The sequence below is a fragment of the Paenibacillus sp. FSL H8-0168 genome, assembly GCF_038592955.1.
Taxonomy (GTDB): domain Bacteria; phylum Bacillota; class Bacilli; order Paenibacillales; family Paenibacillaceae; genus Paenibacillus; species Paenibacillus polymyxa_B.
This window is the reverse complement of sequence record NZ_CP151948.1, coordinates 1,521,895-1,536,255: the sequence shown is the minus strand read 5'-3', so window position 1 is coordinate 1,536,255 and position 14,361 is coordinate 1,521,895. Positions and strand designations below refer to the sequence as shown.

Here is a 14,361-nt window from a genome sequence, read left to right as displayed (position 1 = left end):
AGTAACAATCCACGATTGTGCAGTTTTGAATAACTGACACCATAATATCATATAAAGACTGAGGTGACAAGTTTTTTTGTAAACACTTTCATGAGGCTTTTGGGCGTTGGCACGCCTTAGCTGCCAGGGCTCTTTTCCACAACCGAGTTCGGAGAAGGAGAATCATTCATGTCAGATGTGGACACTACTTGCGAATGCTCATCTTTTTCATCCACAAAGCCCATAAAATACGTAATTACGCCAGCCGTAACAAACGAAATCAGCATACCCACAATACCGTACACAAGCGTGGGTTCAGAAAATAAAGGTAAGCTGAGCAACCCAGCTGAGGCACCAATAGCAGTAAGCTCGGTTTCAAACAGACACATACAAGCCCCACCAACGGCTCCACCGATCATAACTGCTATTAACGGTTTTTTGAAACGGATATTGACACCATACATAGCCGGTTCAATGATTCCCAGCATGGCCAACAAACCTGTGGACGCAGCCAGCGTTTTGACTTTGGCATTTTTGGATTTAACACATACGCCAAATGTTGCGCCAGCCTGAGCGAAAGCCGCTGCAACGACCACGGGAAAAAGGTGATCATAACCCAATGTTGTAAGCGAGCTGATCATAATCGGTAGCATTATATATTGCATACCTGCAATAATAAGCAAAGACATCGTGCCTCCGAGCAACAACCCTGTAAATACTTCTGCATTGTCAAACAACCAGCCTAGTCCATCGGATACATGTTGGCCGAGATAACTCCACAGTGGCCCGAAAGCGAACACCATTAAAGGTATAGTGATCATCAGTGTCAAAGTCGGGACAACCATTAATTTAAGTGAATAAGGGATATACCTGTCTAACCATTTTTCGACATACGATGCTATCCAGACGACAACAAGTATGAGTACTATAGATGAAGCAGCTTGTGGGTCTATAACTGGTAGACCGGCAAAACGCACCTCCTCACCAGACTGGAGTAAACTTGTTAATTGGGGATGGAATACGGATGCTGCGATGGCTGCCGCAACAAACACATTGCTGCGCAGCCTTCTTGCCGCACTTGCCGCAACAAAAATAGGTAAAAAATAAAATATCCCATCGCTGATAGCCATTAAAATAGTATATACCTGCGGATCAGACAACAATAAACCTAAGGACATGAAAATAGATATTAATACCTTGATCATTCCCGCTCCAATCATTGCCGGCAAGATCGGAGTGAATACGCCTGATACATAATCTAATAGACGACTTATCGGATTTCTCCCTGTGGCAGCTCTGTAACTTCCGGAAGTCTGCTCCTGTGTATCTTCTCCTCTGACCTGCGAAATCACTTCTTTGGAAGGTAAATCCCGATTCATAACAACCTTTTCCCCTTTTATATGTATATTGAAGACCACTTTCGAACTTACCAAACCAAGCTTAGAAGAATATTGTAATAAAAGCGGTATTCCTTATGCTACTTATATTACTTCTTTTTTACAATAGTTTTAAAGAAGGAGTAATCTATTCGTTTTTATGCACCTGATAATTTACATCAAACTTACATCTAAACACCTAAGACCATAGTTATATATTTTTTGTTTGTTTTTGGGCAAATATGACTATTCAACCGTCTGTTAATTATGTAAAATAGGTCTAACCTACTTTTTAGTAAATCATGGATTACTTCCCTTTCACATTCTTGTCCCTTGAATTCAGCTGAAATATACATAGAATCCGAACATTTTCAGTCTTTTCTTCAAGCAAGGAAAGGAACACAAGTAGATCATGGCGTGTCAAGTATCTATTGGACAAGCGGCCTACTTCAAGCAGGGAATTCGTCTGATTTTATTACCATCATGTGAGAGGAGATTTTTCATGAAGAGTTTTAATCGTTCCATTGGCGCGAAATTACGAATTATGTTTTTGCTGATTCAGCTCTTTGCGTCCCTTTTGTTCAGCATCAGTTTCTATGCAATATCCATGAGTATCATTAATAACAGTGTCATGCCTCAGGTAGACCAATTGCTAGAAACTGGAGCTAAAAATGTGTATCAGGATCTCAATATTTCCTTAGCTGTTCAGGCTGGGCAAGGAAGCGGTTCTGATTCCGGCTCCGCTATACAGATGGAATCCTATCTTCAGGACAAGGTCGATACCCTCAAATTAGAATCGGCATATATCGCGGTAGTGAAGGATGATAAAGCCGAAGTCGTCGCACGGAATGTAAAATCAGTATACAAGGTCAAGGATGCACTCATTCCTGTTGAGGATATTAAAAAAGCAAAACAAGGCGAGATGAATATCAGTGAAATTTACAGCGATTCATACGGAGTACACAAAACCGCCTTCTTTGCTATATCAGGTAGTAATCTAGTTCTGGGTGTGAACGAAGACGTCGGATTTGTACAGGAAAAATCCCAACAAATTCTATGGATTTGCATAGGTATTACAGTGGCAACGCTCCTGCTGGGCGGCATTATTTCTACCCTCGTGATACGTAAAGTTGTAGAACCCATTGCTGAATTGGTTCGTCATAGCGAAAAAATTGCTCAAGGTGATCTTTCACAAGAAGCGAAGGTTCATGGAGTCAATGAAATTGCCCAACTTGCCCGCAGCTTCCAATCCATGTCTCATAACTTGAAAGAAATGATCGGCCATGTGCTTTCTACATCCGGTGCGGTTGTTGCAGGATCGGACGAGCTACTTCGTCGGACTGAGGCTATGAGTGTAAAAGTGCAGGACTCTACAGTTGCCGCAGAGGAAGTAGCAAAGGGCAGTACCAGCATAGCTACAGCTGCTGCTGAAAATGCACAGGCTATGGAGGAAATCGCTCAAGGTGTTCAGCACATCGCCTCCTCTGCCAATGATGTATCCGATCAAATCAGTGAAGCAACGAAAGAAACGGTTAACGGTAATACGCTCGCTCAAAAAGCTGTAGCTCAAATGTCACAGGTAGGACATGCTGCCGATGAATCGCTTCGATACATCCATAGTATGAATGAGCGCTCAGAAGCCATTGGCAGTATCGTTTCGGCTATTTTCGATATTACGAAGCAAATTCAAATGTTGTCCCTGAATGCCTCCATTGAAGCTGCCCGAGCGGGCGAACATGGACGGGGCTTTGCCGTAGTAGCCGGAGAAGTACGTAAGCTTGCCGAGCAATCTAAAGAAGCCACACAAGAAATTTCCGACTATTTGGTTACCATTCAAGAAGTATCGCAACAATCTGTGGACTCTGTGACCCAGGTGAGCCGTGAAATTCATTCGGGAACGGAAATGGTTCAACAAGCGAGTTCAGCCTTTAACCAGCTAAGTGAGCTTATGCAAAAGATCAATGCTACGATTCAAACGGTCTCTGCAGCAACGGAGCAGGTATCCGCCAGCTCGGAGGAAGTATCTGCTTCCGTGGAAGAGACAGCTCTCATCGCAGCCAATGCACAGCATATGATTCAAGAAATCGGTTTAAATGCCGATGAGCAACTGAATGAAATGGAAAGCCACAGCGAGGTTGTTCGCCAATTAAGCAAACAAGCAACCGAACTGCAAAAGGCTGTCCAAAAATTTAAAATTACGTAAGCCGATACAATAGAGGATTTTGCAAAAATCCCATAAGCGACTTCCAATGGACAAGATGTAGATCGAAATGGTTTAGTTCGTCTATATCTTGCACTTCAGAGCGACTGGAATCGAATTTTGCAAAATCCTGAATAAAAAGAGGTATCTCACAGTCTTAATAATGGCTGTAGAGATACCTCTTTATTTTTTAAAAGCGATTTTAATAATCATCCATGAAGTTTATGAATTCATTCCCATAATACGATAAATTTGCTCCATATCTAAATGAGCCCGTACCACTTCTGCGACACGGTCAAACTCTCGTTCCTTGGCTTCACGTACAGTAAAAGTGCTTTCTAAAGGTGCCAAGCCCTTGGTTTGTCGCAATCCATCCAGCCAGCACCGGCGAAAAAGGTCATTATCAAACACACCATGTAAATAGGTTCCCCATACTTTACCATCTGTTGTACCCCAGCCTTCCTCAAAAGCTGTTCCTTCGCCACGCCGGATATAGAATAACCTTTTCATTTCGCTTAGGTTTAAAGTTCTATCTGTAGGTGCGTATGGTTCCGTAACATACTCCGTAACGCCCATATGTATTTCATAACCTTCAATGCTTGGCTTGGAGGCAGAACCTGAATCAGTCGCAGTGCTAAGCAAAAGCGGGCAATGATTAGACAGGGTTCCCTGTACGCGTACGGTTTGCTTTTCCTTTAAAAAGGTCGTGGATAGAGCAAGCCAACCTAACCCTTCTGCCTGCTGCGGCAACCCAGATTCGACGGCTTCGGGATCAAAAAGTGCGGTACCCAGCATCTGATAACCTCCACAAATGCCAACTAGCTGTGTGCATCCGGTATTCATAGCCTGCCGAATGTCTTTCTCCAGACCTCTCTCACGCAATTCCAGCAGGTCTCCAATGGTGTCTTTGGTCCCTGGTAAGATAATGGCGTCCGGTACGCCCAACTGTCCGGCTTCTGTGACATAACGAACACTCACATCCGGCTCTGCGGCCAGAGCATCCGTATCTGTAAAATTGGAAATCCGCGGATATCGTATCACCGCAATATCCAGTTCTTTATCCTTTGCAGATTGCTTGGGCTTCTTATCCAATACTACCGAATCCTCTGCTTCAATGCGTATGTCTGGCAGATAGGGCAATACACCGAGTACAGGAATGCCTGTCCGTTCTTCCAGCCAGTCTAATCCTGGTTGAAGCAGAGACAGATCACCTCTGAATTTATTAATGATAAATCCGCGGATACGCTGTACTTCATGGGGTTCCAGTAATTCGATAGTTCCTACGAGAGAGGCAAAAACACCGCCCCGGTCGATATCTGAAATAAGCAACACTGGAGCATCCGCCCAACCTGCCAGATTCATATTTACGATATCGCGGTCCTTCAAATTAATCTCTGCCGGGCTGCCTGCCCCTTCCATAAGGACAATATCATAGGTATCACGCAACCGATTCAGAGCATCCATGACGGTCTGTTTGGCTTTTGGCAAAAAATCCTTCCGGTAATCGGAGGCGCTCATATAGGCATAAGGTACACCGTGTACAACAATTTGTGAGTGCATATCTTTGACCGGCTTAATCAGAATCGGATTCATGTCAGTCGTGGCCTCAATACCGCAGGCCTCAGCCTGCACCCCCTGAGCTCGTCCAATTTCCTTGCCGTCCTCGGTAACATAAGAGTTTAACGCCATATTTTGCGACTTAAACGGTGCGGGACGATATCCGTCCTGCGTAAAAATACGGCAAAGCGCAGTCGTCACGACGCTTTTGCCCACATCCGACGCTGTTCCTTGAAGCATTAATACGGCTGACGGGTTCGTGCAGGACGGTTCGAAAGTTGACAATTGCCTCTTCCCCTTTAACGAATTCATTTCAAATCTGGTCACAACCCGTACAAAATGACAATAAACAACAATAAAACAGTCTCCAGCAATTCGTTTAAAGTTCCGTATATATCTCCTGTAAGTCCACCCAAGCGGCGGTTAATACGGTTTGCCGTGAAGGTTCCAACACCGTAAGCCAAGACCGGAAGCAACACAAAACCTAGCGAGATTGGAAGGCTCTCAGAATATGAAAGGAACGTCTGTAAGTAGGATCCTGCCAACGACAGATTCCCAGTCCCCCTTGTTGCTGTAGCCAAACCTGCCAGAAGATATTGTCCTACGGCAGCACTCAGGGTCACTAATACTGCCCAGAATACGGCCAACCCTACGCGGCCACCACTCATATCAGCAAAACGCGCAGCCAGCCCATCATCATTACGAGCTTTAGGCCAGCGCTTCATTGCATGTACCATAAACCAGCGGCTCCAAACCATCGGAAGCAGCAGCAAGCCAGACACATTCCGTTCAACCAGCACCGTATACAGCAAAGAAGCCTTGAGCATGAGTAGCAGCACACAAGCAATAACGCCCATAGCCCCTACACGGCTATCTTTCATAATCTCCAGCATCCGCTCACGAGATCGGTAGCTGAACAAGGCATCGGCCGCATCCATCCACCCGTCCAAATGCAATCCGCCCGTCAACCAAACCCAGACAACAAGCGTAAGAATCGCACACGGCAACGGCGGCAATACCATAGAAGTAAGCGCCGCAAAGCCCCAGACAATGATGCCAATAACCACTCCCACCAGCGGATAATAACTTGCACTGCATTTAAGCAAATCCGGGGAAAAATCTATTTCCGCCTTCACCGGAAGACGCGTTAAAAATTGAAAAGCCGCAGCAACAGCCTGACGTTCGCGGCTCATAGCTTATATTCCAACTGTTTGAGTTCTACGGGAATGCCCGCCGTCACCAAAAATACTTCATCACAAAGACGGGCAATCCGCTGATTCATAACCCCACTCAAATCCCGATACAGCCGACCCAGCGGATATTCGGGCACAATACCGTCACCAACCTCGTTGGTTACGATGACAAGCTGCCCTGGATACTGCTCCACAGCTGCCGCCAGTGCGTCCATGGCAGCTCTGGACGCAGCTTCGCCGTCCTCGCCTGCGGCCAGCAGCACATTCGACAGCCACAGGGTCAGGCAGTCGACTAGCAACATAGGCGCGGGCTGCGACGCTTGATCGCCACCAAGCCGCTGCAGCAGCTCCGGCAGCGCCTGCGCTTCCTCCAGCGTCTGCCAGTCGTATCCGGCAGACTCGCGCTGGACCCGATGAAGGGCGATGCGCTCCTTCATCTCCATGTCATAGGCTTGCGCCGTTGCAATGTAGCAGGCGCGCGAAGCGCGCGACATGCATAATCGCTCGGCAAAGTCGCTTTTTCCGCTGCGTGCCCCGCCGGTCACGAGCGCTTTCATCGCTGCGCGGCTCCCTGACCGTCCGATACGCCTGCATCGGCAAAGGTCGCCATTTCGCGCATGATGCGGCACGCCGCATCAATCAGGTGCAAGCTAAGCGCACCGCCTGTGCCCTCCCCGAGCCGCATGTCCAAATAAAGCATGGGCTCCAGCTTGAGCTGGCGAAGCACCGCCGCGTGCCCGCGCTCGTCCGAGGCGTGCGAAGCGAGCATGTACGCAGCGCTAGCAGGCGCAAGTGCACGCGCTGCGAGGGCGGCTGCGCCTGAAATAAAGCCGTCCAACACGACTGGACAGCGATGTGCGGCTGCGCCGAGGATGACTCCTGCCAAGGCGGCAATCTCCAGACCGCCGACCTTAGTGAGCACGTCGAGCGCATCATTTGCATCTGGCTGGTTCACCTCCAATGCGCGGCAGACAACCGATATTTTACGGGTAAGCCCAGCCATATCTACACCCGTTCCCCGGCCTACGATAACTTCCGGCTCTAGCCCGGTAAGAGCACATACGACCGCAGCGCTGGCTGTCGTATTCCCGATGCCCAGTTCTCCGGTAACGAATAGCCGTGTGCCACCTTTGACCGCTTCTGCTACGGCTTCAGCTCCGGCCAAAACCGCCTGTTCCGCTTCCGTACGCAGCATTGCTGGCCCTTTAGCTATATTTGAAGTACCCATGCGTACCTTACGGTCCACCAGATTCGCGTGAGCGACATCCGCATTCACGCCAACATCTACCACCTTGACATCTGCGCCAGCATGGCGTGCCAGCACATTAATTGCCGCGCCACCTGACAGCATGTTATACAGCATTTGCTGTGTAACCTCAGCCGGAAAGGCACTGACTCCCTCTTCACACACCCCGTGATCCGCAGCCATGACCATAACCGTTTTACGATCAAATTCAGGCTTGTCCACTCCTGTAATTCCTGCTAGCTTGATGGCCACACTTTCCAACTTCCCAAGACTTCCCGGTGGCTTTGTTAATTGGTCCAAATGGGCTAAAGCTGCCGAGGCCGCCACCCCATCCGGCTGGGCAATGCTATCGATCAGCTGACGCAGCTTGTTGTTCATACCTTCCACTCCCTGCTCTTTTTAAGTGTGTTTCATCGTTTATTTAATCTGCTGTATCCGAAGCACTTCTGCGCAGCAAGAGCTGCGGCACACCGCTATCAGGATGCGGAAGCATCACAGGCTCAACACCGTATACTCGTCGAATCCGATCCTCGGTTAATAACTTCGATGAAGCTCCCAATCCTTCAACCATTCCATCCTTGAGTACAAGCAAATCTTCGCAAAATTGGGCTGTCAAGTTAAGATCATGCAAGACCGCAATGATCGTCACACCCGTTTCTTGGCGCCAATCTGCCAGCAGTTCCATAAATTCAAGCTGATAGCGCAAGTCCAGATAGGTCGTAGGCTCGTCCAGCAGCAATATTCGTGGCTCCTGCACCATTACTTTTGCCAAAGCTACACGCTGTCGCTGTCCCCCACTCAAGCGGTCCAATGCTCTGTCCGCCAACGTGGTAAGACCCAATCGCTCCAGCACGCGATCCGTGATCGCCTCCACATCAACACCCTTTTCCCTACCTAGCCAGTCCTGATGAGGAAAACGTCCCATTTCTACGACTTCCCTGACGGTGTATCCCACTGGAGGAAGCCCTTCCTGTTGGAGTACGGCTATGAGTCGGGAAAGCTCTTTTCTGCTGTAGCTACCGACCTTTTTGCCATAGATATGAACGTTTCCTGAAGTTGGCTGATCTACACCCGAAAGCAGATGCAGCAAGGTCGATTTTCCACTGCCGTTCGGACCAATAATCCCCCACCAAGTTCCTTCGTCGACGCTCCAGCTTATATTCTTTAACGCATGGAACTCTCCATAGGCACGTGTCAGACCCGCTACCTCTAATGCCCGATCACGCACCTTCTGTGATTCACTTTGTTCTGTCACAGCAGTTCCCCCCTGCGCAGCTTCTTGTTCCGGTACAGGAGATATGCGAAGAATGGTGCCCCAACAAAGGCCGTCATCACTCCCAGGGGAATTTCCGTGGGGGCTAACAACGTGCGAGCCGCCGTATCTGCCCAAGCCATAAAAATAGCTCCACCGAGCGCAGATAATGGAACAATCATCCGGTAATCAGGGCCTGTCATCAGACGAATGATATGCGGTACAACAAGTCCCACAAAGCCAATCACTCCACATACCGAGACAGCGGCAGCTGTCAGCAGCGTGGAAATGATCAAAACAGATAGCTTCGTCGCATCTACATGAACTCCCATGTGAGCCGCCTGACGTTCACCCAAAGCCAAAATATTCAGCACACGTGCCCGGTTCCATAGAAATACCAGTCCTATGACCACATAAGGTAAAAGGATTCCTGTATATGACCAACCGCGCAGACTAAGACTTCCCATCGTCCAGTACAATATTTCATTGACCGTCTCCTTCGACATGGCTGTCAGAAAGGAAACAACTGCTCCTAGAAAGGATTGCATCACCACACCCGACAAAATGAGACTTTGTGTCGGAATTTTTCCACCTTCCCGTGCCAACGTTAGCACCATCCACAGCGTCAGCATTCCGGTCGTAAATGCCACTAGCGGCAGCGTCCATATGCCAACAAATGAAAATTGAAGGCCCCAATAGATCAGTACTGCCGCTCCTACCGAAGCCCCCGAGGATACCCCCAGTGTATACGGATCAGCCAAAGGATTACGCAGCACACCCTGAAATCCGGCTCCCGCTAGCGCCAGCGCTGCTCCTACCAACATTCCCAGTAACACTCGTGGCAATCTGACCTTCAAAATAATCTGCTCTGAGGATGTATTCCAATCCGGTGTAAACGTATCGCCTAACCACGGAAGGTGGTTAACCAGAATGCCCGTGATCTGGCTGACCGGAAGCTTGGCCGAGCCGATGCCAAGACAGAGCAGCAGCGTCAGCAACAGCAGGACAAGACCTGTCCCTCCAAAGCCGATCAGTTTACGGTTCATTTGAAAATTTCAGGATACACGCCCTTGGCCACTTCCTTGAGACCTTCCGTTACGCGTGGACCCGGACGACTGATCAAATTATCATCCACGGCAAACACCCGGTTGTGGCGAACAGCCGATATTTGATCCCATCCACTGCGAGCTTTAATGATTTCGCCGAGCGTCTGGCCAGTTTTGTCGTCCTTGACACTTTTGCTGTACAAAATCACGTCAGGGTTCGCAGCAATAATATTTTCTTCACTAATTTGGTACCACCCCTTTTGCGTGGCACCTACATTTTCGCCGCCCGCCAACGTAATCAGCTCGTCCATAAACTCGCCTTTACCAACTGTCCAGCCTGGTGAAAACTCGACGTATACCCGCAGCTTCTGCCCTTTACCGATATTTTTAACTCCTTCTTTCACTTCCGCTACATCTGCTCTCATCTTGTCAGTCACCGCTCTCGCTTCTTTCTGATGATCGGTGATTTTCCCATACAATTCGATGTTAGCTATGACATCTTCAACTGTCTTCGGTTCCGTTTTAAAAATCATAATTCCCATGTCGCGCAGCTTGGTCGTAGCCTGTTCACTAAGTGATATCCCTGCAAAAACGACTCCCGGGTTAGCAGCAATGATCGCCTCTTCGTTCGGTTTCATAATACCGCCTACTTTAGGCTTTTTCGTAGCTGCTTCCGGGTAATCAGAGTAGTCGGAGACGCCAACTATTTCCTTATCCAGCCCGATGGCGAACAGCGCCTCGGTTTCTGCCGGGGAGACGGAAACGATTTTATCCGGCGCTTTTTTGAATGTAAATTCCTGTCCTGTTGCATCCTTAACTGTGAGTGGGTAAACTGTTTTGCCCGGAGGCTCTTGTGCGGTTACGGTCTTTCCTGGCTGCTGTGAAGAAGTCTGATTCTCTTTATTTTCAGCATTTTTTCCATTAGCGCCACATGCACTCAGCACAACTGCCAAAATCAGAACCAATAGACCTGTTGTCCAAACCTTTATTTTTTTTCCTGCCATGATTTGCACCCCTTCATAAAAAAATCGTTAAGAGCGTTACTTGATCATCATCAGATATCTTCTAAATCCAGCCTTCTTTTCCTATCTAAAAAACCCCGCATCCTTATATCAGGACACAGGGGTCACGTTAGCGCAGATCGTGCGCAGGCGGCAGCTTCTTTCCGCACGGACAGTCACTGCGAACACGTCATCCTTTCCTCGAAGGATTATGGTGACAGGCGGACGGGCAGGTATCCTGACTTATGGTAAGATGCATGTCCTGAAATCCCTTCATATGCTTAGTAGCACATAAAGCAGGACTAACGGGCATGTTTCCATTTACAGTGGCGGGACCGCGCCGGACTTACACCGACTTCCCTTTTAACAGCGCAGGCAAGGGAAACCATAGTTTCATCACACTGCGCCGACCTCGTCTGCTGGATATTTGATGTAGTGGTAGTCAAGCCGTTCTTTTACTTGATGATTATAGGTTAAAATGAGGCGGCTTACAACCCAAACAGCCTCTTTATCCGCTGGTGTCTAACCTAATGAGAGAGCATTTCCGCTATGTAATTGTGCGGTCCTGCCAGCCTCAATTGAATCCTAAATGCTTCTCCCGGCTTCGGATTCAGACTCCAAAAATCATGACCCGGTATCAGCATGCAAGCTAACTGACGAATTACGCCACCATGCGTAACGACCAAAACAGAGGGCGGCCCAGCAGCCAAATCCATGGGTTGAACTTCCATAGCAACACGCCATTCATACAGAGAGTCAAGAAATTTCCGCAAACGATTCACAAAATCTGTCCAAGACTCTCCTCCAGGAGGGGTTATCCGTTGTGGCTCATCAATCCAAGCGCGATACAACGACACATCCTTGAGCATGTCATACGTTTTTCCATCCCACTCGCCAAAATGAAGCTCTCGCAGACGTGGTTCCATCGTAGGAGACATAATAGATAGGGAACCTCCAGACGTCAATTCTGATTCCGGCACAATGATCTGCAAGGTCTGGCGACATCGCATTAAATCGCTGCAATAGATTCGAGCAAAGAACTGCCCCTGCAATTCTTCTTGCAAAGGCTTTAATTCCTGTTCTGCTCCCGGTAGCAAACCTAAGTCGGAGTGTCCCAGATATCGACGTTCCTTATTCCATAAGGTTGTGCCGTGACGAACTAACACGAGTTCCATGTCCCAATGCAGATCTTCTTTAGCATAATCCGGCACCTTATCCTCCTGTGAGTTCGGATTTTGTGCGTATTCTACTGTCCTTTTTACTGCTATATCTTGTTTTAAGATCATGTCACTTCCTGCTCGATCATTATTCAGTGTGTCACTCCTCACCCTCACCGCACCCATCCCAAGGCAAAACAACCTGCAGCTCCTAACAAACACAATCCTACAAACATACTGGACACGGCGAACATCAGCTGAATTGTATGCCGTATATCTTTCGATTCTAGCGGTCGTATCCAATCGCCCATGTATGCACGAAAGGAGCGCACGCCATGATACACATTATAGCCTCCAAGACGAATCCCCAGTGCACCAGCAACAGCTGATTCCGGGAAGCCACTGTTCGGGCTTGGGTGCAGACGAGCGTCTCGCTTGACTGTGCGCCAGCTTCTTGCAGCATCTCGCTTGTACATCCACGCCGCTACGACAAGCATTGCCGCTGTCAGGCGTGCTGGAATGTAGTTAGCCACATCATCTAGACGCGCTGAAGCCCAGCCTAAATGCAGATACTTTTCATTTTTGTAGCCAACCATGGAATCGAGCGTATTCACAGCACGATAAGCCAGCGCCAAGGGTGCTCCCCCGATCAGGGCATAAAAAAGCGGGGAAATAATCGCGTCCACGATATTTTCAGCGACCGTTTCAACCGTACCGCGTACAATCTCAGGTTCATCAAGCTGTTGCGTATCCCGCCCGACAATCATGCCTAGCTCCCGCCGTGCCGCAGCCAGGTCATCCGCCTGCAACGCTCGGTATACTGCCATTCCTGCATCCTTTAGTCCTTTGGAAGCAATCGTGGTCGCAATCAGCACCATTTCTACGCCGACAGACAACCACGGACGAATCCAGGCAAGCAAGTACAACAGCGCCCAGGCGAGCGCAAAGGAGCCTCCCGCCACAATGAGTGGAAGCAGTATGCCCGCACGTTTCAGCCCCCGGTCACTTCGGACCTGGCGGCGAATCAATTTTTCCAATGCCGAAATGGCATGTCCCATACCGATGACTGGATGCGGCAACCACCTCGGATCACCGATCAGCCTGTCCAAAAGGTAGGCTGCCAGGATAATCAAGCTAACTGTCACGCCGCTGCTCCTCCTCCAGCACTTCACCCAATACAGACAACAGCCTGTCGTTGGCTTCTGCATCCTTGACCGCAATCCGAAAATGGCTCGTTGTCAGTCCCGGATACATAGCACAGCTACGTATAAGAATTCCGCGTTGTCCAAGCGCCTGCTGAATAGCCGATGCGCTCCACGTACCCGGCGCCCTTGCCAGCACGTAATTGGCTTCACCGGGAACGACACCGCAGCCCCATTCCGCCAAGGCGGTCAATAGGCGGTTGCGCTCCTCAGCAATCAGCTCCTGTGTTTGGCGCTCATATGCTTGCCCACTTCTCAAACACGCCTCCCCAGCCAGCAATGCCAATCCATTCACACTCCAGGTCACCTGTTTGGCCGTCATTCGCCGGATATAGTCCGGATGAGCAATCGCATAGCCCAATCGTAGGCCAGGAATGGCATAAAATTTGGTCATTGACCGGATTAAAATCACATGAGGATAGCGATCCAGCACAGGCAGCAGTGAGATTCGCCGTTCCAGCGGAATAAAATCAATGAATGCTTCATCCACCACCAGCACGGTACCCGTTGTGCCAGCCGCCTCTGCCAGCTCGCACAGCTCCTGCTCACTATATTGCACGCCATTTGGATTATTCGGCTGTCCGAGGAACAAAACATCTACCTGCTCCATGAGCTGAAGGATGTCCTCCACGTCCGCCTTCCATTGAAGCGAGGCCTTCCCATACACCCGGTTGACCTCGGCTCCGAATTTGCCAGCCAGCTCGGCATATTCCGAAAAACACGGCTCCACTGTACCCACACGCTTAGGAGCTAGTCCCAATAGTAGGAGCGCCATGCTTTCAGCCGCTCCGTTTCCGATACTTAGCGACTCCGGTGGAACATGCAGTCGCCGTGCGAGCATATTTTTAAAATTCCGATGCCCAGGGTCTGGATAGCGAATCACAGTGTCAAATGAGTGTTGCAGCGCCTCAAGCACCTCTGGCGGTGGACCAAGCGGATTAATATTTGCACTAAAATCTACAAAATCCGCAGCAGCTCCGCCAAAAGTCGCGGCAGCTGTCTCCCTGTCTCCGCCATGACCGTAAACCTCTATCATTGCCTCTCATCCTTTCCGCCCGTTTCCAATCATTTAGCTCCATTATGAGGCTGCTTTTTGCGTCCCGTCAATGCAAATGAGCTTTTGTACATGGCTCACTTGGGTTACAATAGAAG

The 14,361-nt window shown here is 49.1% G+C and carries 12 protein-coding genes and 1 riboswitch; of the genes, 1 reads left to right on the top strand and 11 read right to left on the bottom strand.

The window, feature by feature from the left end; genetic code table 11:
- Nucleotides 1-116: 116 nt before the first annotated feature.
- Nucleotides 117-1,358, bottom strand: a complete 1,242-nt coding sequence (locus MHI21_RS07080) for a PTS transporter subunit EIIC (protein WP_341161980.1) — start codon at nucleotides 1,356-1,358, stop codon at nucleotides 117-119.
- A 499-nt stretch (nucleotides 1,359-1,857) separates the two neighbouring features.
- Here MHI21_RS07080 and MHI21_RS07075 point away from each other — a divergent pair, with 499 nt between their 5' ends.
- Nucleotides 1,858-3,558, top strand: coding sequence for a methyl-accepting chemotaxis protein (locus tag MHI21_RS07075; RefSeq protein WP_341161981.1), 1,701 nt, complete (start codon nucleotides 1,858-1,860; stop codon nucleotides 3,556-3,558).
- A gap of 219 nt (nucleotides 3,559-3,777) precedes the next feature.
- Here the strand turns inward: MHI21_RS07075 and MHI21_RS07070 are convergent, their stop codons facing one another.
- The 10 genes from MHI21_RS07070 to cobD all read right to left on the bottom strand — a co-directional run bounded on the left by MHI21_RS07070 (nucleotide 3,778) and on the right by cobD (nucleotide 14,245).
- A complete protein-coding gene (locus MHI21_RS07070; protein WP_341161982.1) occupies nucleotides 3,778-5,397 on the bottom strand; it encodes a cobyric acid synthase in 1,620 nt (539 codons plus the stop codon).
- A gap of 38 nt (nucleotides 5,398-5,435) precedes the next feature.
- A complete protein-coding gene (cobS, locus tag MHI21_RS07065; protein ID WP_341161983.1) occupies nucleotides 5,436-6,305 on the bottom strand; it encodes an adenosylcobinamide-GDP ribazoletransferase in 870 nt (289 codons plus the stop codon).
- On the bottom strand, nucleotides 6,302-6,862 hold the full coding sequence (gene cobU, locus MHI21_RS07060) for a bifunctional adenosylcobinamide kinase/adenosylcobinamide-phosphate guanylyltransferase (protein ID WP_342419704.1): 561 nt from the start codon (nucleotides 6,860-6,862) through the stop codon (nucleotides 6,302-6,304). Before cobU ends, cobS begins: the two co-directional genes overlap by 4 nt.
- Nucleotides 6,859-7,929 carry a nicotinate-nucleotide--dimethylbenzimidazole phosphoribosyltransferase gene (gene cobT / locus MHI21_RS07055; RefSeq protein ID WP_341161985.1) on the bottom strand — a complete coding sequence of 357 codons (1,071 nt, stop codon included), beginning with the start codon at nucleotides 7,927-7,929 and terminating at the stop codon, nucleotides 6,859-6,861. Before cobT ends, cobU begins: the two co-directional genes overlap by 4 nt.
- A gap of 43 nt (nucleotides 7,930-7,972) precedes the next feature.
- Nucleotides 7,973-8,806, bottom strand: a complete 834-nt coding sequence (locus MHI21_RS07050) for an ABC transporter ATP-binding protein (protein WP_053324912.1) — start codon at nucleotides 8,804-8,806, stop codon at nucleotides 7,973-7,975.
- Nucleotides 8,803-9,849: an iron ABC transporter permease gene (locus MHI21_RS07045; protein ID WP_341161986.1), complete on the bottom strand. Its 1,047-nt coding sequence runs from the start codon at nucleotides 9,847-9,849 to the stop codon at nucleotides 8,803-8,805. Before MHI21_RS07045 ends, MHI21_RS07050 begins: the two co-directional genes overlap by 4 nt.
- Nucleotides 9,846-10,853: a cobalamin-binding protein gene (locus tag MHI21_RS07040; RefSeq protein WP_341161987.1), complete on the bottom strand. Its 1,008-nt coding sequence runs from the start codon at nucleotides 10,851-10,853 to the stop codon at nucleotides 9,846-9,848. Before MHI21_RS07040 ends, MHI21_RS07045 begins: the two co-directional genes overlap by 4 nt.
- A gap of 207 nt (nucleotides 10,854-11,060) precedes the next feature.
- A riboswitch (cobalamin riboswitch) is annotated at nucleotides 11,061-11,255 on the bottom strand.
- A gap of 122 nt (nucleotides 11,256-11,377) precedes the next feature.
- On the bottom strand, nucleotides 11,378-12,136 hold the full coding sequence (locus MHI21_RS07035) for a histidine phosphatase family protein (protein WP_342419703.1): 759 nt from the start codon (nucleotides 12,134-12,136) through the stop codon (nucleotides 11,378-11,380).
- 44 nt (nucleotides 12,137-12,180) lie between these two features.
- Nucleotides 12,181-13,152 carry an adenosylcobinamide-phosphate synthase CbiB gene (cbiB, locus tag MHI21_RS07030; RefSeq protein ID WP_342419702.1) on the bottom strand — a complete coding sequence of 324 codons (972 nt, stop codon included), beginning with the start codon at nucleotides 13,150-13,152 and terminating at the stop codon, nucleotides 12,181-12,183.
- A complete protein-coding gene (gene cobD / locus MHI21_RS07025; RefSeq protein ID WP_342419701.1) occupies nucleotides 13,142-14,245 on the bottom strand; it encodes a threonine-phosphate decarboxylase CobD in 1,104 nt (367 codons plus the stop codon). Before cobD ends, cbiB begins: the two co-directional genes overlap by 11 nt.
- Nucleotides 14,246-14,361: the final 116 nt, after the last annotated feature.

Coding starts and splice junctions, on each gene's coding strand:
- MHI21_RS07035 (WP_342419703.1), bottom strand. CDS start 12,136: ATGATCTTAAAACAAGATATAGCAGTAAAAAGGACAGTAGAATACGCA.
- MHI21_RS07040 (WP_341161987.1), bottom strand. CDS start 10,853: ATGGCAGGAAAAAAAATAAAGGTTTGGACAACAGGTCTATTGGTTCTG.
- MHI21_RS07075 (WP_341161981.1), top strand. CDS start 1,858: ATGAAGAGTTTTAATCGTTCCATTGGCGCGAAATTACGAATTATGTTT.
- MHI21_RS07045 (WP_341161986.1), bottom strand. CDS start 9,849: ATGAACCGTAAACTGATCGGCTTTGGAGGGACAGGTCTTGTCCTGCTG.
- cobD (WP_342419701.1), bottom strand. CDS start 14,245: ATGATAGAGGTTTACGGTCATGGCGGAGACAGGGAGACAGCTGCCGCG.
- cobT (WP_341161985.1), bottom strand. CDS start 7,929: ATGAACAACAAGCTGCGTCAGCTGATCGATAGCATTGCCCAGCCGGAT.
- MHI21_RS07080 (WP_341161980.1), bottom strand. CDS start 1,358: ATGAATCGGGATTTACCTTCCAAAGAAGTGATTTCGCAGGTCAGAGGA.
- cobS (WP_341161983.1), bottom strand. CDS start 6,305: ATGAGCCGCGAACGTCAGGCTGTTGCTGCGGCTTTTCAATTTTTAACG.
- cobU (WP_342419704.1), bottom strand. CDS start 6,862: ATGAAAGCGCTCGTGACCGGCGGGGCACGCAGCGGAAAAAGCGACTTT.